This window comes from Zooshikella harenae (assembly GCF_018837975.1).
GTDB classification, from domain to species: Bacteria; Pseudomonadota; Gammaproteobacteria; order Pseudomonadales; family Zooshikellaceae; genus Zooshikella; species Zooshikella harenae.
In genome coordinates, this window is the sequence record NZ_JAGSOY010000036.1 from 1 (window position 1) to 22,328 (window position 22,328).

Genomic DNA, 22,328 nt, shown 5'->3' on the forward strand with positions numbered 1-22,328 from the left:
CAGTTCAAGCATCTTGAGGCAGAAATCAAAAAACTTCGCAAGCAACAAAAAGCCATTGTTGCCTTATTACAACAGCCTAAACTATTGGAGGAAAACATGGTAACTAAACAACGTTGGGTCGAAATCATGCGCGCAGCAGGATTCGATGAACAGGATATGCAAAACTGGCATCGTCAATTTGAAAAAATGGAGCCAGAAGAACATCAAAAATTTCTAGAGTCTCTTGGTATCGATCCTGAAGAAATCAAGCGCATCAGGAACGTGTAAAATCCCCCCTAAAACTACTGCCCCAAAAATAGCTTTTCCCCCCATTCTATTGGGGCAGTCATTTCTATTGATACCCTTCTCCCATGAACTTTATACTTCACTATCATCAATCTATGACGATGAATGAGGGTGGGAATGCAGTTTATACAGGAGCCTTTCACTACTTCCTTAGTCCTTCTTACCAATACATAAAAATGTTTCACCACTGGTATCCTAGGAAAAAATAGCAACATAACGGTTAGACTCCCGTTCTTGTACTGCGTGCTTGCCCCTGTACTTTGTGCGCTAAAAAGAAAAACTCAATTTTCTCCAGCACTTTAAGGCTAAATCGTGTACAATATACCACCTCACATTATCATAGGAGCACCCATGGCACGCAATAAAGAACAGGACAGCCTAAACAGTGAGGCTCGTCAAAGGCTAATTGACGAACAAGTGGCAGCATTCCTCAAGTCTGGTGGACAAGTAACTGAAGTTCCTCAAGGTGTAAGTGGCCAAGAGCCCGTGAGAGGCCGCCAGCATATTGTTTTAGGAAAGAAAGAGAATAACGAAAAATAGCACGACTACCCCATTAGATTTATGCTTCTGGCTTTTCTGTGTGTAGTAATGTTTTAACAAGAGCAGTCAGAAGTAACTTTAATCTATTCGCTAATATGATCTCTTTAAGCGTCAACTTTCATTGAACCATAATACTGCAAGCAATATATACACTGTATATATCCCCCCTCTTGCTAATACATATCATTTCCATATAAGATCACAAAAATCGGCGAAATATATGATCAATTAGCACAATAATTCTAATACGTATTATTTTCATATATGCCCATAACGAAAAGTTTAGTGGAACAAGTCTGCTAGTGTATGACTTGCAGTAGCCACTTTAATTTATATATAGGCGCTGCTGGACGGTTATATTAATAAGTGACTGGGGTGACAGTTTAATGCTCCTGCACAAACTGCATTTCCACCCTCCTTGGCGGTCAAGAACGCTAACAATAACCCCCTTGGCCCTAGGGGTATAAAAATGATTCGTGAAGGGTATACAAGGAGAAAATCCAAACACTGTACCTTTTACAGTGTGTGTTAACTCCAATGTACTTAGTTAAATAAGGGGGGAGTGTTGTGATAACCCTAACCAGTTTATCGTTAGTTGCTTTATTTATACCGACTTTTTTCTTTGTATCTGTTACACCTGGGATGTGTATGATGCTCTCAATGACGATGGGCATGTCCATTGGCTTAAAACGTACATTCTGGATGATGTGGGGTGAGTTATTAGGAGTCGCAATTGTTGCCATCGCCTCAGTGGTAGGTATCGCAACAGTTATGCTGGAGTACCCCAGCGTATTTAATTTACTAAAATATATTGGTGGTGCTTACTTAATTTACTTGGGAATTCAGCTCTGGCGGTCTAAAGGAAAGATGTCATTTAATTTAATAAATGAAGCACAGAATACCGACCGTTTAAACCTGGCAATGCAGGGTTTTATTACTGCAATAGCAAACCCTAAAGGTTGGGCATTTTTTATTTCATTATTACCCCCTTTTATTAGTCCAGATATGCCTCTTGTCCCACAACTGGTTATATTACTAAGCATAATTTTAATGATTGAGTTTCTTTGTTTAATTCTTTATGCCTCTGGAGGAAAAACCCTAAGTAAGCTATTACAAAAAAGTGGCAATGTAAGATTACTTAATCGAATTTCAGGTTCTTTAATGATGGGCGTCGGAATCTGGCTTGCTTTTGGTTAGTACAAAAAAAGGGCCTTCCGGCCCTAAGATCATTGCTCACAAGAAATGCTAAAAAAATAACTTAAGAGTAGCTCTAAAAGTAGTGATTTATTTGATGCTCTTAATATTATTCTTGGTAACTACTGACAGGTGGACAAGAGCACATTAAGTGCCGATCACCATACACATTGTCAATACGATTTACGGTTGGCCACACTTTATTTTCTTCAACCCATGCTAATGGATAAGCCGCAACCTGTCGGGTATATGAGCGCGTCCACTCATCACTGAATAAATCAGCTTGGGTATGAGGCGCATAACGCAATGGACTGTTTTCCACCGCATATACGCCTTGAGCAACTTGCTCAATTTCCTGCCGTATATAAACCATCGCTTCACAAAAACGGTCTAATTCTGCTTTTGATTCACTTTCTGTGGGTTCAATCATCAAGGTACCAGGCACAGGAAATGACATCGTTGGCGCATGAAAGCCAAAGTCCATCAACCGCTTGGCAACATCTTCCTCTGTCACCCCCGTTGCCGCTTTCAGTGGACGTAAATCAATAATACATTCATGGGCTACATAGCCAGCTTTACCTGTATAAAGCACGGGATAATGATCTGCCAAGCGCTTAGCAATGTAGTTTGCATTTAAAATAGCAATTTCCGTAGCCTTGGTTAACCCCTTCCCTCCCATCAACTGCAGGTAAACCCAAGATATGGGTAAAATACTGGCACTGCCATAGGAAGCCGCAGAAACAGGTCCTACCGTCTGATTTTTATTAATGGGATTACCTGGTAAAAAAGGCGCAAGATGCGACTTAACACCTATAGGTCCCATGCCTGGACCACCCCCGCCATGCGGTATACAAAATGTTTTATGCAGATTTAAATGCGATACATCAGAACCAATCAGGCCTGGCTTAGTTAATCCCACCTGTGCATTTAAATTTGCACCATCCATGTAAACCTGACCACCATGAGCATGGATAATTTCACATAGCGTTTTAACGCCTTCTTCAAACACCCCATGTGTCGAAGGATAAGTGATCATAACACACGACAACTGACTACTATGCTGCTTTGCCTTGTTTTCAAGGTCTGTTAAGTCCACATTACCCTGCTCATCGCAAGCCACAATCACCACACGCATACCCGCCATCGAAGCACTGGCAGGGTTCGTGCCATGAGCTGAACTGGGAATCAAGCAAACATCTCGTTGTCCCTGGCCAATACTTTCATGATATTTACGAATGGCCAGCAGTCCTGCATATTCACCTTGAGCCCCTGAGTTAGGCTGTAATGAAACCGCATCATAGCCGGTAATTTCTGCCAGCTGTTCACACAGAGAGTTAAGCAACTGCTGATAGCCTTGGGTCTGAGCTGCAGGCGCATAAGGGTGAATACCCGAAAATTCAGGCCAACTGACAGGTATCATCTCTGTCGTGGCATTAAGTTTCATGGTACAAGAGCCTAACGGAATCATACTGTGTACCAGCGAAATATCTTTATTTTCCAAACGCTTTAGGTAACGCAGCATTCCCGTTTCAGAGTGGTAGCGGTTAAATACTGGATGGGTTAAAAATGCTTGTTTCCGCTGTAATTCATCAGGAATAGCAGGCGCATTAGCCAATGCTCTATCTAGTTGTGTTACCAGTAGACCATCACTTTTGTCACCCAGTAAAACTCGCCACAATACAGTAAGCGCTTCAGGTGTTGTTGTTTCATCCAAACTAACCGCAACCTGTTGTTCACTGACAACACGCAGATTAATACCCTCATTTTCTGCGCGAGCAAGCACCTCTAAAGTCTGCCCACCCGTTGTTAATAGCAACGTATCAAAATAATGTGAAAATTTTGGAGTAATACCACCCTGGACTAATCCCGCTGCCAGTATTTGCGTCAAACGATGAACCCGTTGCGCAATTTTCTTTAAACCTTCAGATCCATGATAGACCGCATAAAACCCAGCCATATTGGCTAATAAGGCTTGTGCCGTACAGATATTAGAGGTCGCTTTCTCTCGACGAATATGTTGTTCGCGCGTTTGCATTGCCATACGTAACGCAGGACGCCCACGGGTATCGACTGAAACCCCAATGATCCGTCCTGGTGCTGAACGTTTAAATTTGTCTCTAGTTGCAAAAAAGGCAGCATGAGGACCGCCATATCCCATTGGGACCCCAAATCGCTGAGCAGAACCCACTACAACATCCGCCCCGAAAGCACCTGGTGGCTCCAACAGCACTAAGCTTAATAAGTCAGCAGTAACTATGGATAAAGCCTGTTGCTGATGCAATGCATCAATTATGTTTTGTAATGAAGTCACTTCACCCAATGTACTTGGATAAGCAATAACACCTGCAAATACATCATGGTTTTCTATTTCACTAACCACATCAACAATAACCTGAATCCCTAAATATTCGGCACGCGTCTTAATCAAAGCAATCGTTTGGGGATGGACATCAGTGGCAACAAATAAGCTATCGCTACGTTTCTTATTAACACGCTTACACATGGTCATAGCTTCTGCGGCTGCCGTGGCTTCATCCAGCAGTGATGCATTTGCTAGCTCCATGCCTGTTAGGTCAGTCACCATTTGTTGGAAGTTTAATAAGCCTTCCAATCGACCTTGGGATATTTCTGGTTGATAGGGTGTATAGGCAGTATACCAACCCGGATTTTCAAGCACATTGCGCAAAATAACAGGCGGTACCACGGTGTCATAGTAACCCATACCAATATACGACTGATAATGTTTATTCTGTGCAGCCAGCTGTTTGAGTTGTGCTAATACTGTCGTTTCATCAACAGGTTCACTTAGTGTCAAAGGTTCAGGTAAACGAATAGCTGCAGGTACCGTATTTTTAATGAGTTCATCAGTCGTACTGATATCCAGCTCAGCCAACATCGTTTTAACTTCATCAGGTGATGGCCCTATATGGCGCTGGATAAAGTCCTCATAAGGAAGCAAACTACTGAGTGTAACCATATGCGTTGTCATGCCCCTACTCACGTCCTATCAACGGAAATTAATAATGGTTTGAACCTTCTATCCGCAGCGCAGCAAGCCACGCTTAGGTGTCATATAGCACCGCTTTGCGTCAGTGATTTTTATTACTAATTTTTTAGGCCTGTATAAAACAGCTTTAAATTCTTTGTTTATTATTTAAAGATACATTTAGCAAACACTAATCAATTTCTGTTTCAAGTAGTGCCTGATAAGCATCAGCGTTTAAAAACTTTGAAGCAGGTACTGGGTAATCTGATTGTAATTTAATTAACCAGCCTTGCTGATACGCCTGTTGATTAAGCAGAACAGGCTTATCCTTAATTTCAGAGTTTATGGCAAGCACTGTTCCTGTAAATGGCATTAAAATGTCCACTTCTGCCTTGCATGACTTAATAGCGATACAGGCATCCCCCATCTGAAAATGCTGCCCAACCCCTGGTAAACGAACTTGAGTAATATCACCCAGTCGCATTTGTGCATAATCAGTAATACCCAGGGTTACAGAATCACCACCATTAATCTTAAACCACTCATGTGTAAGACTATACAAAACATCAGACTTGATGGTGCACATGGTGAATGTCCTCTGCTCAGTCCTCGTATGATTTTATGGCGTTAGTTTTCTCAATAGCACTTTCTCTGCTGCCAGCTAGCGGTCATTACATAGTAAGCAGCAGGTTTATCGAATACTTAACATCCTTGGCTTAATGAAACAGGATGCTGAATGTTTATTTTTAAAGTTGGCCATAACACATTGCTCAATGCTTTCTAATTATTATTTGTAATGCGTTAATTCGCATCGTTTTCAGTTTCTCTGAAAAAACAGCCAGTCAACAAATACCTTTTACTGAATACTGTTGCACTGGCTGAATCCAAAGACCTTTTGGTCGTCTCAGTGCAATACTGGTGTTTCCTCACAGCAAATCACCCAGTGTTGTCCTGTTGGATTTAAGATGGAAGTCTTGAGAATAACAGTAAGCTGAACCCTGTTAACCATGGATCAGCTCAATTGAAATGTATCAACGTTTTTCCTCTAAATCAACTTTGTTTCGTAAAGGAAACTCTTTTCTTGACGAACTCCCCTACTTCAACCCATAGTGATAATCAGCTCTCTCGTGAGTTGGCATACTATAAAGGTTAAGGTAGTATCCTTCACTTTTTGCAACAGTCCAATTGGAGTATCCCGTATGGCGGAAAACCCGCGTCTCCCGAAAATGCAAATGCAACAAACCAGCAGTGAGGCCCAGGTTGAACCCATGCAACTCGGCAAGCGATTACGGGAAATCCGTCTAAGTAATAACTGGACGCTGGAAGAAGTCAGTCAACGTACTGGCTTAGCCCGATCCACTTTATCAAAAATTGAAAACGATCAACTTTCACCCACATTTTCAGCCGTTCAAAAACTCACAAAAGGACTGGGAATCGACCTACCACAATTATTTAGCAAACCTCTACAGCCAATGACGATGGGACGCCGAGATATCACCCGTAACCAAGCAGGTAAACCTCACCCAACGGCTACTTATGAGCACGAGCTGTTAGCAACACAACTTGTTAATAAGAAAATGGTTCCTTTTAAAACCATTGTCAGGGCTAGGCAGTTTAGTGATTATGCTGACTGGGTTCGACATGCCGGTGAGGAATTTTTATTAGTATTATCAGGCTCTCTTTGTTTTTATAGTGAGTTTTATGAGCCTGTTGAACTATTCACGGGAGATAGTGTTTATTACGACGCCAGTATGGGCCATATGCTGGTCTCTACAAGCGATGAGGATGCTGAAATTTTATGGGTTATGGCGACATAACACCTCCCAACTATTCCACGACTATACAACGTTCCTTGTATAGTCCTTCACCATTATTAATCCTAACCAAAAAGATTTTTGATGCGTGCTAGCTCAGATATAGTCACATCCCCCACCTTGCTTTCACTATTTACTAATTACTAACTTACACAACCTACCTCAGCAAATTCCTTACAAATTGTTGCATCGTTATGACGAATACGATAATTTGTTTCAAATAATAAAAAAATAGGGTGTTGATAAAATAATTCTCTTTAGATGCGTATATGATTATTTTTTGTGTACCTGACAAGTAAAAAAAGCAAGCGAGTAGACAAAAAATACTTGTCTTCCATCACCACAAATACACATCTACTTGGTATCATCACCAGCTGATTTATAACCAACATGAATTATTTTTTAGAATGCACTGCAATGAAGAGGATTAACTATACCCACAGCGAAGCTTTTTCTGGGTTCGCAAAAGGTATAAATCACTGAGAATAACACTCACGTAACTGTGCAAGATAATTTCACTCCAGTGAACTATTGGCTTTCAACAGTTAACGTCTAATCATCCCGCATCATTGCATTGTTTTTTGCTGAAACATAAAAATAAATTGTGAATGGTATATAGCTTTATAACAACAAATGTATCCCTTGATGGATAAGAGGCGTAATTGATGGAAGTTTATCAAATAATCAAAGATATCCTCGACCCTATAGACTCCTTTGTATGGGGACCGGTTATGCTGGTTCTGATTTTAGGCGTGGGGCTTTATTTAAGCCTTGGTTTAGGGTTTCTTCAACTTAGAAAATTAGGTACAGGATTCAAATTACTATGGCGTGGTCGCGCACCTGAACAAGGCGATGAAAAAGAAGGTGAAATTAGCCCATTCAACGCACTGATGACCTCCTTATCTGCCACTATTGGTACAGGTAATATTGCAGGGGTCGCTACTGCTATTTTTCTTGGCGGGCCAGGTGCTTTATTTTGGATGTGGTGTACTGCCTTAGTCGGCATGGCTACTAAGTTCGCTGAAGCCGTTTGTGCCGTCAAATACCGTGAAACAGATGAAGACGGGAATCATATTGGTGGTCCCATGTACTACATCAAAAATGGCTTGGGGCAGAAATGGTTATGGCTTGGTACCGCATTTGCCGTATTCGGTGCAATTGCTGGTTTTGGTATTGGTAATACCGTTCAGGTTAATTCGATTGCTGAAGCCTTGCACACCCAATGGGGAATCCCTCCTCTTGGCACAGGTATCGCCGTCATGATTTTTGTGGGCCTAGTGATCATTGGTGGTATCAAGGCCATCGCTGAAGTGGCTGGCAAACTGGTACCCATTATGGGAATTTCCTATTTACTGGCAGGTCTGGTTGTACTTACCCTTAACGCTTCAGAAATACCTGCTGCTTTAAGCATGATTATCAGCTCAGCGTTTACCGGAACTGCTGCTACAGGAGGTTTTGCAGGTGCTGCTATCTGGGCTGCTATTCGCTTTGGGGTTGCTCGTGGCGTATTCTCTAACGAAGCAGGCTTGGGTAGTGCACCTATTGCTCATGCTTCCGCACAAACCCATGACCCAGTACGCCAAGGTTTAATCGCTATGCTGGGTACATTTATTGATACTATTTTGGTTTGTACTTGCCATTATCACCTCAGGCGCCTGGACACTAGGTGAAACCGGCTCTGCACTCACCATGGCCGCATTCGAACAAACCATACCAGGCATTGGTGGGTATGTTGTCACTATAGGTTTAGCTGTTTTTGCTTTTACCACTATCCTGGGCTGGAGTGTATATTGCGAACGCTGTATCCAATTTCTGTTTGGCTTAACCGCGATCAAAATCTTTCGAGTATTTTGGTTAATCGCTATTCCTTTAGGTGCCTATGCAAGCTTAGACCTAGTCTGGCTCATTGCAGATATTTTAAATGCTTTAATGGCAATACCAAACCTAATTGCGCTCGCCCTACTAAGCCCCGTTGTGTTTAAACTTACTCGTGATTATTTTTCAAAAACATCTGTTAAACATAACGCCTCAAACAGCGAAGCCAACGGTACATAGTCTCTTCCACCAGCAGAGGAACTCTGCTGGTTTTATTAAGCGCTTCAACTCGGAATGATGAGATGACAATAACCAACGCACCTTTACAACAAACGCCTCTCAATACCCTACACGAAGAGCTTGGGGCTAAAATGGTGCCCTTTGCGGGTTATCATATGCCCTTGCAATACCCGATGGGAATTAAGCAAGAACACTTACATACCCGTTCACAGGCTGGCTTATTCGATGTCTCTCACATGGGACAAGTTTGGTTGCCTTTAGAGGCTGAGGCGGGACTGGAAAAGCTGGTACCTGTAGACATTCTGGATTTACCTGTTGGCAAACAGCGCTATGCACTCTTTACCACCGAAGAAGGTGGTATTCTTGATGACTTAATGGTAGCCCGCTTCTCTGATGGGTTAATGTTAGTGATCAACGCAGCGTGTAAAGAGCAGGATATTGCTCATCTTCGCCAACATCTTGGCTTAGATATGGTTAAAGAGCTCACCGACAGAGCACTTGTTGCTTTACAGGGTCCTGCGGCGGCAAACGTTCTAAGTAACTTCGTCAGCAACCTGGACTCCATGCTCTTTATGGATGTTCGAAAAGTAACCCTTTGCGGCACAGAGTGTTTTATTAGTCGTTCAGGTTATACAGGTGAGGATGGATTTGAAATTTCCATTCCTGCAGCAGATGCCCAATCTGTGATCAAAGCAATCCTTGAATATCCAGAAGTGGCACCTATTGGGTTAGGCGCACGTGACTCTCTTCGTCTTGAAGCAGGATTATGCTTGTATGGTAACGATATCGACACCTCAACCACACCCATTGAAGCAGCTCTAAACTGGGCTATCAGTAAATCTCGTCGTACCGGGGGAATTCGAGCGGGTGGTTTTATAGGTGCAAAAACCATTTTGGCACAGCTCGATAAAACAACCCCAGTACAGCGTAAACGCGTTGGCTTACGTACTCAAGGCAAAGCCCCTGTCCGTACAGGAACACCGTTAGTCAATGCAGCAGGAGAGCCCATAGGTAGTGTAACCAGTGGTGGGTTTGGTCCCAGTTTAGGTGCACCTGTAGCCATGGGTTATGTTGATTCTAGCTATGCTTCAGTTGATACTGAAATATTTGCTGAGGTGCGAGGTAAACAACTACCCGTAAATGTCAGTAAAATGCCCTTTGTCCCACAACGCTATTATCGTGGATAAAAACACTAGAAAGGCTTCAGTCTAAATCCAAAAAAGGGAGTATTTACTCCCTTTTTCTTATCTAGCCTATATCTTCACGATACCACGGCAGATGTAAAACCGACTGTATCCTTAAGATAAAACTATTTCTTTACCCACTGCCCACTTGTATTTTGGATATACTGACCTGGCGGTGTTTTTTTAATTGCTTTTTGCCCTGCTAGCTTACTAATCGTCGAGAGCGGTACGCCATTTTGCTTAGCTAGTTCCTCATATTTTTGTTTACGCTTTTGATTTATTTCAGTAATAAGTTTCTTTGCTGCAGCATTGTTAACCACTAACCCTAAATATCCATTTAGCTGTTCACCCACCAGACCTTGTTGTTTCGCATCTTCTAATCCCATTGCTAAAACAGTGAGGGGTACACATAAAATCAAACCAAGTACTAATAAACGAAAGCCACGTACTATTTTCATAGCCCCTCCTAAAACAACTCACTATCTTCACTGAAAATTTCATCAAGCTCTTTATCTATTTTTACTTTAATCTCATGCTCGACTTTTACGTTTAAGTTAATGGTAATAGGTTTTTCTGGCACTGCGACCTCCACACGAGGCGTACACCCGACTAAAAAAGTTGCGAGTAAACTGGCCACTGTCACTGACAGCATCCATTCTTTGTTCATAGTGTTATGGTACTCAATACTAATGCCTTAACTTGTCAGTAAGACGTTGAGAAAAACGTAAACTTCTTAGCAACATTAGCATATTTTCTTCATGCTGGTAATTAAAGTTTACCTGTCGCGTCTTACTTAATGCAGGGTTATAACCTTTTATCATTACTTTAAATTTAGCATCACCTTTTTCATTTAAATCAACAGAACTCTCTAGCATTGAAAAATGAAGGTTTTCTAATGCTTTAATCGCCTGCGCAAACTCCGGCCGACTTTGCTTCATCGCCTCAACTGCCGGATTATTTTCTAATTTTATAAACCCTCCAGATTTACTGGCTTGTATTTGTCCAGCATTAATAGTGATTCCACTGGTTGAAAAACGTAAAGGTAAGCGCCCCTGTAATCGACCTTGTGCAGATAAGCCCGGTTGTTGTTGCAAGGCCACCAACTCGCTAAGCGAAATATCATCAAATGTTGCATAACTATTAATAGAATGTGGCGATAATAGGGGTATTTGTTTTACATAAACACTACCTTGTAACGCCTTCACTTTTACTTGCTGTAGACTTAACCAAGGAGATGGCGTGTTTTTTACAACAACTCGCCCTCTCAACATTTGCAACGGAAGGCCCACATCAAGTTGATCAACCTTAAACCGGTTTTTCGTTAATGGCGAAAATTTTAGCTGATTACCCATTCCTTGAATTTTCCAGCCGAAATCGATTGCTGCCCCCTGCCACTGGTAATCTTGATACTGACCAGCTAACTGTTCAGTAATCAGTTGTGCATTCATCTGCCACTGCATTTCCGATTGCCAGTCAGCTTTCAACTGAAGCCTAGGCGTAAATGTACCTGAGGTAAGTGACAACTCCTTTGGCCAACCAGAGTAACGAGAAAAAGACCGCTGAAGCTTGCTGGCACTGATCGTATTCCACTGTGTATCTACCCTAAGCTGTTTTTGTAGCAGGTTGAGTTTTGCCTGAGCCTGCCAGTGCAAGGCTGACGTCCAACGACCTTGCATATGATAATCCAACTGTTGGTCTATTAACTGTACATCATGTGTTGCATCCAAGTTTGGTAACTTCACTTTTTTTATCTGCAGACCTTTTAGTCTACTGACTAGCGAACCTTTGATGTCCCAATGAAAAGGATTCAATTGAAACGTTGCCCATATTGGCTGCTCAGTTGTAATGTCAACTCGGCGAACCGCTAATGTGTTAAGCACAACATCATGAAACCTAAAAACAGGCCTAAGTTTAAACTTAATCGCCATGGGTAAAATGTCTAGACTACCATTCATTTTAAGTTGGTAATTGCCAAACGAGATATCTTTATGGGTAAATGTTGTCACACTGGGCTGTAAACTGAAATTAAATACAGCGTTACTGCTCATATTATTAAAATCAAACTGGTTTGGCTTAAACACTAAATATCCTTGATAATGGCTATGATTAACATCAATCTGCCAGAAAGAACTTTGCAATACATTTTGTTGATATTTTATCTTACTTGGTATTTTCAAAGTAATATTCTGAGGAAAAGACTTTTCCTCAGATGCTTTATTACGTAGTAAAAATGCAGACGATGGCCATAAATAGGCCTCTATATTACGTAAAGAATTATTTTCGAGTTTAACAATCCCCCAAGCATGACCTTTAACTAAAGCCTCAATCTTATGATTTATTGACACCTCATTATTATCTGTATGTAAGTTAACCCCCACAAAGCCATTATTCAAAAAATATTTGATACTTTTATCTCTTTCAGCAATGGGTAATTTATAGTGTGCAAATAAGTGTGTTAAACCAGGCTGAAAGCGTACTCTATGAAGCAAAGAAGGTAATATTGTACTTGTAGGCAACGTCCAAAAACCTATATTTCCCGATAGTTCTTGTTCAGTTAAGCGCCCTGCAACATATAGCTGTGTACCTAATTCTGACGTTACTCTAGCAGTATAGCTTGCTTTTTCAGGTAAAATACTAGCATCAAGTACAACCTCGAACTTATATCCCGAGTACTCAATGAAGAATGGTTTAACGGTTAAATAAGTTCTTACGGGTAATAAAGGAAATAGTTTTTTTCCATTACTCTCTGTTTGTGTCCTTGGTAATGCCTTTATAAGATTAGTTAACTTATTATAGTTAACCTGTTTAGGATAAATTTTTAATTTTACAGTCCCCGTCATGAACTGAGCAAAATCCATCTGTAAATAATGAATTTCAAGGACAGACGCTTGTTGGCAATGAATATTTATATTTTTAAGCTTTAAACTTCCAAAGCTATCCCATTCAGCCTGGTCAAGATATACAGTTATATTTTCATTAAGATCAATATGACTGATCGCAACAGTGATTATCCATGGAAGGGAAGCAAGTAACACAACGATAACAGCCAGACATACGCCCAACCAAACAGTTACTTTTTTTAACTTAGCAGCCAACATATTTTTGCTCTTCCCCATATACACTTAAAGAGCGAGACGTACTTATAACGGATGTTTCCAGTATAAATGATGAAGGAGCAGTCATTAAGTCAGTAACGAGGATATTTGGAAATATAAGCTCATTAGCCACACCATGTAAACTGTGGCTAATGAAAAAAAGTTAGAACTAGAAGGATTGTCGCAGTAAAGGTTTGACTACAGTTGGCTTGTTATAATCAGACGGTGCGATATCACTGTATATTTCATTAAATATATTACGAAGTTCTTTCTGCCGATCTTTAATAAAACGGTAACGAGTGCTGGTTACCTCATCAGCAACTGCTTTACTACGTAAAATGGTTGGTTTAAGAAAAACCATTATATTGGTTTTAGTGACTTCTTTACTTGTGTTTCTAAATAAATACCCTATAACAGGGATATCCCCTAAAAAAGGCACTTTTGTTTCAACATCTTTCACTCTATCTTCAATTAATCCACCCATTACCAGAACCGCTTTATCTTCAACTAAAACATTCGTGGTGATGGTTTTTTTATCAATCACGATATCCTTTGCATTTTCAAGTTCTGTCTGAGAAACATCCGATATTTCTTGCGAAATTTCCATGGTAACTGTATTACCAGGATTAATGCGAGGCGTCAGTTTTAATATAATACCCACATTTTTTCTATCATATGTGGTAAATGGGTTACTGGTAGTGGAAGATGAGTTTGTTTCTTGTCCGGTGACAACAGGTACTTCCTTACCTACATTTATTTCAGCTTCTTTATTGTCTAAGGTAATGATATTTGGCTTAGAGAGCACATTAACAGACTCATTACTTTTAAACGCCTTGATCAACGAACGTAGTGAACCATTTCGGAAAAAACCAAACGTAAAACCCTTACCAATATCGAGACTCCCATCTTTATCTTTTGAAAGGCTACTAAAATTCCCAGTCGTGTGCATTCGCGCAAAGCCACCATCCCTACCAATAGCAGAATCAGAAGTACTCCAGTCCACACCAATTTCATTATTAATTTCATCACCCACAGAAACAATTAATGCTTCGACTAATACTTGGGCTCGTCGTATATCTAACTTCCTCACAACATGCTGGATTGTTTTCATTAATGTAGGTGGTGCGGTAACCACAAGCGCATTAGTACTTTCGTCCGGCTCTATACTTACTTCAGCATTGGTCATACCCACATCTTTACCTTCTTTTTTTATAGATCCAGACATTTTCTGTAGGATGGGTGCAACATCTTTTGCTTTGGCATAGTTTAAATAAAAAACTTGCGTATCACCGTTACTGGATTCAGAGTTATCCAACCTGTGAATTATTTCCCGCAGTTTACGTCGCTTAACTTCATCACCACTCATTAAGATACTGTTGCTACGCTCATCAGCTGCAAAATCAATTGTAAATGCCTTGCTCTGTGGTGATCCGCCCTTGGGCATCAATGCCTTCAAAATAGTCACCACATCTTTTGCATTAGCATGGGCTATTGGCACAATTTCAATATCCAATGCACCAGCCTTATCAATTCGCGAAATAATTTTTGATATTTGCTCTATATTACCTGCTCGGTCAGACACAATCAGAGCATTACTATCAGGATAAGCAATCAAGTGGCCAGTCTGTGGTACTAATGGCCGCAACATACTTACCAGCTTAATGGCAGGTATATTCTTGGGCTTTATGACCTTAACAATCATTTCATCATTACCACTGTGGCTCTGTCCTTCCATCAGTGGAACTGCACTATGACGTGCAGATGCATCAGGAATAATTTTCACTACTTGCCCACTCTCAAGTGCCGTATACCCATGCACTTGTAAGACAGATAAAAAAACCTGATAGGCTTCTTCTGCCGTTAGTGACTCTTGCGAGATAACAGAGACCTTACCTTTTACCCTGGGATCAATCACAAAGTTTTTATTCGTTCTTTCGGCGATCCATTGAATAAATGTACGAATATCACCGTCTTGCATATTGATTTTAATTTCTGCTGAATTTGCAGATATGCTTTGATCTTGAGACGTAGAGGCATTAACAAAGAATGCAGGTGACGTGCTCACTAGCCCCCAAATGAGCCACGTGCTGAAAAACTGTTTCATAGTACTTCAGTCAAACTACCAGTAAGATGGATTAATTAAATTGTGCTCGCAGCGCTTCTAAACGGCGACGTATTTCATCTCTACGTTTATCAGGTGAAGATACCCCTGAAGGTGTAATGGGTGGCCGAGATGGGTAACCAGAATAATGCCGCTGACTCACTCTACTATCACCACCTACACCTTTAATCAAAGGTAAGTTTTCCAGTTTACCACCACGCTCTAATGTAACGTGGGTTGGCTTTATATCACGAATGGCAACACCTCCTGTTAAAGTGTCGCCTATTCGTAAAAGCTTACTTTGATTATTGTTGGTCTGGACAACAGCAGCTGAATCACCAGCATGTGTAGAAAAAAATACAGCCTGTAACTTCATATTGAGTTTTGTGATAGGTATTTCTGGCGTGACTTTAACTTCCCTCTCTTGTTTTGGTGGTTCGCCAAAAATTGCATGGGCTATTTTTGGTAAATCCTTTTCATTTGCATCAACCTGCTGCATGACCTCAGAATCATTTTTTACAGGAACACCTGCACTCGCGAGTAACTGCTGCGTTCGATGCTCATTATCCTGAGCCTGCAGATATCCCCAGTAACCTACAGCGCAACTGCTGGCAAGCAAGATGACCCCAACTGTCCGGTCAATCAAAGTATGAATAGTGCTCACAATATTTCAGTGACTCCTAAGGCTACATCCTAGGTATCCCATTACCAATGAATAGCAGTGGCTCATACCTCTTTACGACGCTTGTCATATAATTACTGTGGGCATTCTAACTAATCACTGATAGTTTTTGAAGACAGTCACATCAATACTAAATTTATATCTCTATATTCAACCTTTTTTATTAATGAAAAAATTTTCTCCATAAAAAAACGGACTCTTTGAGTCCGTTTTTCAGGCTGGCCATGTTCCCTATACAGAGGGTGTTGTATCAGGGATTATGACGCTGCTTTTTTACCTTTTTTACTTTCTTTGTCTTTCACTAACTTTAGAGATGCTTTCTGACTGTTGCCATAGTAGGCATTAGTCAGCAACTCTTTAATTTCAGCAATGAGCGGATAACGAGGGTTAGCAGGCGTGCATTGATCATCAAATGCTTCTTCTGCAACATTGTCAAGTTTTGCTAAGAAGTCATTCTCACTCACGCCATAAGCTTGAATAGACTCAGGGATACCCACAGCTTTCTTCAAACCTTCCACAGCTTTAATCAGGTTCTCAACTTTTTCATCATCAGTTGCACCACCCAGACCAATGTACTCAGCAACACGTGCATAACGTACTTTAGCTTGTGGATATTTATACTGAGGGAAAGTACCCTGCTTAGTTGGTACATCAGAAGCATTATATCGAATAACTTCAGATATTAAGAACGCGTTGGCCAAACCGTGTGGAATATGGAAAGCTGCACCAATTTTGTGTGCCATTGAGTGACAAACACCCAAGAATGCATTCGCAAAAGCAATACCTGCCATTGTAGCCGCATAATGCACTTTAGCACGTGCTTTAGGGTTCTTAGCACCTTCTGCATAAGAGTCTGGCAAATATTTAAATAACAAGCGAATCGCTTCTAATGCTTGACCGTTAGTGTACTCATTAGCAAATACAGACGCATAAGCCTCAAGTGCGTGAGTCAAAGCATCAACACCACCAAATGCAGTTAATGCAGGGGGTAGGTTCATCACCAAATCAGGGTCAATAATCGCCATGTCTGGTGTTAACTCATAGTCAGCAATCGGATACTTAATACCTGTTGTTGTATCAGTTACCACAGCAAAAGGTGTTACTTCTGAGCCAGTACCTGAAGTAGTAGGAATAGCAACCATCTTCGCTTTGATACCCAGTTTAGGGAACGTATAAATACGTTTGCGGATATCCATAAAGCGTAACGCTAAGTCTTCAAAGCGTACTTCAGGGTATTCATACATAACCCACATAATTTTCGCTGCATCCATGGGCGAACCACCACCCAAAGCAATGATTACATCAGGTTTAAAGGCATTCATCATTTCAACACCTTTATTCACTGTAATCAGTGATGGGTCTGCTTCAACCTCATAGAAAACTTCAGTTTCTAAACCAATACGGTCTAGTACATCAGTTACCTGATCAACATACCCACTGTTGTACAGGAAGGGGTCAGTGACAACGATAGCGCGCTTACGATCTTTCAGCTCTTCTAGAGCAACAGGCAGTGAACCATTCCGGAAATAAATGTCTTTAGGGATTTTGTGCCACAACATATTTTCTCGCCGACATGCTACTGTTTTAACGTTAATAAGGTGTTTAACCCCTACGTTTTCACTAACAGAGTTACCACCCCAAGAGCCACAACCCAATGTCAATGAAGGTGCCAGACGGAAGTTATACAGGTCACCAATCGCACCTTGAGATGCAGGCATGTTGACCAAAATACGACCTGTCTTCATGGCTTTACCAAAGACATTGATACGGTCTGTATTAGCAAACTGATCAGTATAAAGGACAGAGGTATGACCTATACCGCCAAGCTCAACTAAAGCAACCGCTTTTGCTACAGCATCGTCATAGTCTTTAGCACGATACATTGCCAATGTGGGTGATAATTTCTCATGTGCAAATGGCTCTTCAGTTGCAGTAGAATCACATTCAGCAATCAAAATCTTGGCTTCTTTTGGTACTTCAACACCAGCAATCTCAGCCACTTTCCACGCAGGCTGCCCCACAATAGCAGGGTTCATGTTGCCATCGATAAGTACCTTGGCACCCACACTTTTCTTTTCATCTTTAGATAAAATGTAAGCACCACGCGCTTGGAACTCACGCTTAACTTCTTCGTAAACACTATCAACAACGATCACAGACTGTTCAGAAGCACAAATCACACCGTTATCAAAAGTTTTACTCATAATGATTGAGCTAACCGCCATTTTGACAGCAGCAGTTTCATCAATTACAGCGGGTGTATTACCTGCACCAACACCAATCGCAGGCTTACCAGAAGAGTAAGCTGCTTTCACCATACCAGGGCCACCTGTTGCAAGAATCATGTTGATATCAGGGTGACGCATTAAGTGCTGTGACAACTCTACAGAAGGCTCATCGATACAAGCAATAATGCCTTTTGGAGCACCTGCTTTTTCTGCAGCTTCACGCACAATACGAGCGGCAAGTGCAGTGGATTTTTTAGCACGAGGGTGTGGAGAGAAAATGATGCCGTTACGTGTTTTTAAGGCTAACAGTGCCTTAAAAATGGCAGTAGAAGTAGGGTTTGTGGTAGGAACAACACCAGCAATCAAACCAATGGGCTCAGCCACTTTCAGAATGCCGTAAGTCTTATCTTCTTCAAGGACACCACAAGTTTTATCATCTTTGTACTGGTTGTAGATATATTCAGAAGCAAAGTGGTTTTTAATCACTTTATCTTCGGCAATCCCCATCCCAGTTTCTTCTGCAGCAGCTTTTGCTAACTTAACACGCTGGTCGTTAGCCGCTAATGCAGCAACACGGAAGATTTCGTCAACTTGCTCTTGGGTAAAATCTGCATAGGCCTGCTGTGCTTTTTTTACTTGAGCAATTAACTGATCCAGCTTATCGAGGTTACTGACACTCATGTCGTACTCCTATAAACGCAAAATAAAAAATTCTTTTCAGCACTGGCTTGAGCTGTTTGCTAGCGGTTTCATTCAGGAGTGCTTTGTTTAAGGCAAGTCTAGTACAGTTCTATAGCAGCAAACTTGATACATGTCATTATGTAGTAAACTTACCAAATCATCACACAAATAAAGCAAAACTATTGTTTTAAAACGTCGCTTTGATGTGATATTCCGAAAATATGGCCTGCAGTTTCAGCAACGTTTCCTTTGATGGAGGTTCAACACCAGCTAATGGATAACGATCACCAAACGCTTCCCATTTATGCTTCCCTAATTCGTGATAGGGCAATAACTCAACTTTTTCCACGTTACTCATCGGTTGGATGAACTTAGCCATTTGCCGAGCTGTTTTTTCATCATCTGTGTAGCCAGGCACAACCACTAAACGAATCCAGGCAGGAATACCTTTTTCTGCTACATATTGAGCAAATTTCAATGTTCTCTTGTTACTTACACCCGTCAATGCTTTGTGGCGCTTATCATCAACTTGTTTAAGATCTAACAACACTAAATCTGTATGTGCTAATAATTCATCCAGTTCCTGATTATATTTAGTTGCATAACCATTCGTATCCAAACAGGTATGGATATTTTCTTCTTTAAGTGCTGTAAACAGTGCTTTAACAAAAGGTACTTGCAGTAAAGGCTCTCCACCAGTCACCGTTACGCCTCCATTAGAAGCTTCCATAAACGGCTTATAGGCAACAATTTCTTTCACCAGATCGCCAGCAACTTTTTTCTGCCCACCGTCAAGATCCCAGGTATCTCTGTTATGACAGTATTTACACCGAAACAAACAGCCTTGTAAAAACACCACATAACGTGTTCCAGGCCCATCAACGGTTCCAAAACTATCCACCGAGTGGACGTTACCCGACACTTGCAGAGGATCAACACTGACAGCGTCTTTAAAAGGATAGATTAGTTGTGTCATTCACCACCTAATACCACTGGCATTGATCGGCTCTCTCGACGAGAGAACAAAGCCAAATAAGTTATGCTGAAGATTAGTCTATACCATCTTCATGCAACCTTCAGACACTAAGAAGCAGGGCTATGCCCTGCTTCTTAGGAGCGTGATAGTCTTCAGAAATTACATTCTTGCATGGAATGTCCGGGAAATAACATCCATTTGCTGCTCACGTGTCAATTTGACAAAGTTAACAGCATAACCTGACACACGAATAGTCAATTGTGGATATTGCTCTGGATGTTCCATTGCATCCATCAAGGTTTCTTTATTTAACACGTTAACGTTAACATGATGACCTGCAGCTTTGAAATAACCATCAAGCATCGCACTTAAGTTTGTCACTTGAGCGGTTTTGTCTTTACCTAAACCTGCTGGAACCAAAGACATGGTATAAGAGATACCATCTTCTGCATCATTGTAAGGTAGTTTAGATACAGATAATAATGAAGCTAATGCTCCTTTTTCATCACGGCCATGCATTGGGTTAGCACCAGGAGCAAACGGCTCACCCGCTTTACGTCCATCAGGTGTTGTACCTGTTTTCTTCCCATAGACAACATTAGAAGTAATTGTCAGGATAGACTGAGTAGGGACAGACTTACGGTATGTTGGATTCTTACGTACGTGTTCCATAAAGCGATGTACAACGTCAACGGCAATCTGATCAACGCGATCATCATTATTACCAAATTTAGGAAAGTCGCCTTCAATCTGGTAATCCACAACAAAACCTTCATCATTACGCACAGGCTTCACTTTCGCGTACTTAATAGCAGCCAAAGAGTCCGCCACAATAGATAATCCTGCAATACCACATGCCATAGTACGATACACATCACGGTCATGTAGTGCCATCAGTGCAGTTTCATAGCTATAGCGATCATGCATATAGTGAATGACATTCAAAGATTTAACGTACTGATTAGCAACCCAATCCATATAGTGGTCGAAACGCTCCCAGACTTTATCAAAATCCAGGTATTCATCAGCCATGACGTCCATTTTTGGTCCTACCTGCAGACCAATTTTTTCATCCATACCACCATTAATGGAATACAGCATTGTTTTTGCTAAGTTACAGCGAGCGCCAAAGAACTGCATTTGCTTACCAATGCGCATAGCTGATACACAGCAGGCGATACCATAGTCATCACCAAACTTAGGACGCATTAAATCATCACTTTCATATTGGATAGAGCTGGTATCAATAGATACTTTTGAACAGAAGTCTTTAAAGCTCTTCGGTAACTGTTCAGACCATAATACTGTCAGGTTAGGCTCAGGTGCTGGCCCCAAATTATAAAGCGTATTCAGGATACGGAATGAGCTTTTGGTTACCAAGGTGCGGCCATCTTCGCCCATACCACCAATGACTTCAGTAACCCATGTTGGATCACCAGAGAACAGCTGATCATACTCAGGTGTTCTTAAGAAACGCACCATTCGCAGCTTAACAACTAAGTCATCCATCATTTCTTGGGCTTCAGACTCAGTCAGTGCTCCACTTTCTAAGTCACGCTTGATATAAATATCTAAAAATGAGGAAATACGACCAATACTCATCGCTGCACCGTTCTGGGATTTAACAGCGGCTAAGTAGGCAAAGTAAGTCCACTGAATAGCTTCACGAGCAGTGACTGCAGGGCGTGAAATATCAAAACCATAGCTTTGAGCCATCTCTTTCATTTCTTGCAGAGCACGGACTTGATCAGACAGCTCTTCACGCAACCGAATGACATCTTCATCAAAGAAATCAGGGTTAAGATCAGCTTTTTGCTGTTGTTTGTCTTCGATTAAACGGTCAACCCCATATAAAGCAATACGGCGGTAATCACCAATAATCCGACCTCGGCCATACGCATCAGGTAATCCTGTAATGATACCGGCTTTACGACACTTCAGGATTTCAGGCGTATAAGCATCAAACACACCCTGGTTATGAGTTTTACGGTATTTGGTGAAAATTTCAGAAACCTGAGGGGAAAGCTCACGATCATAGGCCTGACAAGAAGCCTCAACCATACGTATACCACCATTTGGCATGATGGCGCGCTTTAAAGGTTTTTCAGTCTGTAGACCAACAATAACCTCAAGGTCTTTATCAATGTAACCTGCTGGATGAGAAGTAATACCGGAAACTACTTCTGTATCAAAATCCAAAGGCCCACCTTTAGCATTTTCCTGCTGCATCAACTCCAGTACTTTTTCCCAAAGCTTTTGAGTACGTTCAGTAGGGTCAGCAAGAAAGCTGTCATCACCTTCATAAGGTGTGTAGTTTTTCTGAATAAAATCACGAACATTAACAGCAGTCTGCCAGTCACCGCCGTTAAATCCTTGCCAAGGATCAGGCATATCACTACCCACATTCGCTGTAGCAAGATCATCTTTATACATGGTTATACCCTCGTATTTTTCCTAAAAGTTGCCTGATATCACTCTGCTCATCAACTGACGGTGAGTAATACCCC

Annotated in this window: 15 protein-coding genes and 1 pseudogene; 6 read left to right on the forward strand and 10 right to left on the reverse strand. The window is 41.3% G+C overall.

Translation table 11 applies throughout. From position 1 onward, the window contains the following. From KCG35_RS14885 to KCG35_RS14895, 3 genes are all read left to right on the forward strand, one after another. Positions 1 to 267, forward strand: a 267-nt coding sequence (locus KCG35_RS14885) for a MerR family transcriptional regulator (protein WP_507236966.1), incomplete at its 5' end; no start/stop codon positions are given. Between the two features lie 369 nt (positions 268 to 636). Continuing rightward, entirely contained in the window at positions 637 to 825 is a 189-nt protein-coding gene (locus KCG35_RS14890; RefSeq protein ID WP_215820579.1) for a hypothetical protein, read from the forward strand. A gap of 567 nt (positions 826 to 1,392) precedes the next feature. Continuing rightward, positions 1,393 to 2,022, forward strand: a complete 630-nt coding sequence (locus tag KCG35_RS14895; RefSeq protein ID WP_309227394.1) for a LysE family translocator — start codon at positions 1,393 to 1,395, stop codon at positions 2,020 to 2,022. A 106-nt stretch (positions 2,023 to 2,128) separates the two neighbouring features. On the opposite strand, the gene gcvP is transcribed toward KCG35_RS14895, so the two are convergent. Together gcvP and KCG35_RS14905 are read right to left on the reverse strand one after the other, a co-directional pair. Next, positions 2,129 to 5,008, reverse strand: a complete 2,880-nt coding sequence (gcvP, locus tag KCG35_RS14900) for an aminomethyl-transferring glycine dehydrogenase (protein ID WP_215820580.1) — start codon at positions 5,006 to 5,008, stop codon at positions 2,129 to 2,131. 187 nt (positions 5,009 to 5,195) lie between these two features. After that, on the reverse strand, positions 5,196 to 5,591 hold the full coding sequence (locus KCG35_RS14905; protein WP_215820581.1) for a glycine cleavage system protein H: 396 nt from the start codon (positions 5,589 to 5,591) through the stop codon (positions 5,196 to 5,198). A 613-nt stretch (positions 5,592 to 6,204) separates the two neighbouring features. Here KCG35_RS14905 and KCG35_RS14910 point away from each other — a divergent pair. The 3 genes and pseudogenes from KCG35_RS14910 to gcvT all read left to right on the forward strand — a co-directional run bounded on the left by KCG35_RS14910 (position 6,205) and on the right by gcvT (position 10,061). Beyond that, entirely contained in the window at positions 6,205 to 6,822 is a 618-nt protein-coding gene (locus tag KCG35_RS14910) for a helix-turn-helix domain-containing protein (RefSeq protein WP_230409194.1), read from the forward strand. Positions 6,823 to 7,484: 662 nt separating this feature from the next. Beyond that, positions 7,485 to 8,874, forward strand: a pseudogene (locus KCG35_RS14915) (alanine/glycine:cation symporter family protein). Between the two features lie 62 nt (positions 8,875 to 8,936). Then, entirely contained in the window at positions 8,937 to 10,061 is a 1,125-nt protein-coding gene (gene gcvT, locus KCG35_RS14920; protein WP_215820582.1) for a glycine cleavage system aminomethyltransferase GcvT, read from the forward strand. A 122-nt stretch (positions 10,062 to 10,183) separates the two neighbouring features. On the opposite strand, the gene KCG35_RS14925 is transcribed toward gcvT, so the two are convergent. The 8 genes from KCG35_RS14925 to pflB all read right to left on the reverse strand — a co-directional run bounded on the left by KCG35_RS14925 (position 10,184) and on the right by pflB (position 22,254). Next, positions 10,184 to 10,516 carry a YdbL family probable chaperone protein gene (locus KCG35_RS14925; protein WP_215820583.1) on the reverse strand — a complete coding sequence of 111 codons (333 nt, stop codon included), beginning with the start codon at positions 10,514 to 10,516 and terminating at the stop codon, positions 10,184 to 10,186. A gap of 8 nt (positions 10,517 to 10,524) precedes the next feature. Continuing rightward, complete coding sequence (locus tag KCG35_RS14930; protein WP_373687358.1) at positions 10,525 to 10,725, reverse strand: YnbE family lipoprotein; 201 nt, start codon at positions 10,723 to 10,725, stop codon at positions 10,525 to 10,527. A 19-nt stretch (positions 10,726 to 10,744) separates the two neighbouring features. After that, on the reverse strand, positions 10,745 to 13,156 hold the full coding sequence (locus tag KCG35_RS14935; RefSeq protein WP_215820584.1) for an intermembrane phospholipid transport YdbH family protein: 2,412 nt from the start codon (positions 13,154 to 13,156) through the stop codon (positions 10,745 to 10,747). Positions 13,157 to 13,322: 166 nt separating this feature from the next. Next, positions 13,323 to 15,218: a type II secretion system secretin GspD gene (gene gspD / locus KCG35_RS14940; RefSeq protein ID WP_215820585.1), complete on the reverse strand. Its 1,896-nt coding sequence runs from the start codon at positions 15,216 to 15,218 to the stop codon at positions 13,323 to 13,325. A 70-nt stretch (positions 15,219 to 15,288) separates the two neighbouring features. Beyond that, positions 15,289 to 15,918 (reverse strand): type II secretion system protein N, encoded by a 630-nt coding sequence (locus KCG35_RS14945; protein ID WP_215820586.1) that lies wholly within the window; start codon positions 15,916 to 15,918, stop codon positions 15,289 to 15,291. A 275-nt stretch (positions 15,919 to 16,193) separates the two neighbouring features. Next, on the reverse strand, positions 16,194 to 18,845 hold the full coding sequence (adhE, locus tag KCG35_RS14950; RefSeq protein WP_215820587.1) for a bifunctional acetaldehyde-CoA/alcohol dehydrogenase: 2,652 nt from the start codon (positions 18,843 to 18,845) through the stop codon (positions 16,194 to 16,196). A gap of 187 nt (positions 18,846 to 19,032) precedes the next feature. Next, on the reverse strand, positions 19,033 to 19,821 hold the full coding sequence (gene pflA, locus KCG35_RS14955) for a pyruvate formate lyase 1-activating protein (protein ID WP_215820588.1): 789 nt from the start codon (positions 19,819 to 19,821) through the stop codon (positions 19,033 to 19,035). A 159-nt stretch (positions 19,822 to 19,980) separates the two neighbouring features. Continuing rightward, a complete protein-coding gene (gene pflB, locus KCG35_RS14960) occupies positions 19,981 to 22,254 on the reverse strand; it encodes a formate C-acetyltransferase (RefSeq protein WP_309227395.1) in 2,274 nt (757 codons plus the stop codon). Between the last annotated feature and the right edge of the window lie 74 nt (positions 22,255 to 22,328).

Bases quoted from the DNA above. Each gene is read 5' to 3' on its own strand.
- KCG35_RS14930 (WP_373687358.1), bottom strand. From the start codon at position 10,725: ATGAACAAAGAATGGATGCTGTCAGTGACAGTGGCCAGTTTACTCGCA.
- pflB (WP_309227395.1), bottom strand. From the start codon at position 22,254: ATGTATAAAGATGATCTTGCTACAGCGAATGTGGGTAGTGATATGCCT.
- KCG35_RS14925 (WP_215820583.1), bottom strand. From the start codon at position 10,516: ATGAAAATAGTACGTGGCTTTCGTTTATTAGTACTTGGTTTGATTTTA.
- KCG35_RS14905 (WP_215820581.1), bottom strand. From the start codon at position 5,591: ATGTGCACCATCAAGTCTGATGTTTTGTATAGTCTTACACATGAGTGG.
- KCG35_RS14910 (WP_230409194.1), top strand. From the start codon at position 6,205: ATGGCGGAAAACCCGCGTCTCCCGAAAATGCAAATGCAACAAACCAGC.
- adhE (WP_215820587.1), bottom strand. From the start codon at position 18,845: ATGAGTGTCAGTAACCTCGATAAGCTGGATCAGTTAATTGCTCAAGTA.
- pflA (WP_215820588.1), bottom strand. From the start codon at position 19,821: ATGACACAACTAATCTATCCTTTTAAAGACGCTGTCAGTGTTGATCCT.
- gcvT (WP_215820582.1), top strand. From the start codon at position 8,937: ATGACAATAACCAACGCACCTTTACAACAAACGCCTCTCAATACCCTA.
- gcvP (WP_215820580.1), bottom strand. From the start codon at position 5,008: ATGACAACGCATATGGTTACACTCAGTAGTTTGCTTCCTTATGAGGAC.
- KCG35_RS14935 (WP_215820584.1), bottom strand. From the start codon at position 13,156: ATGTTGGCTGCTAAGTTAAAAAAAGTAACTGTTTGGTTGGGCGTATGT.
- KCG35_RS14890 (WP_215820579.1), top strand. From the start codon at position 637: ATGGCACGCAATAAAGAACAGGACAGCCTAAACAGTGAGGCTCGTCAA.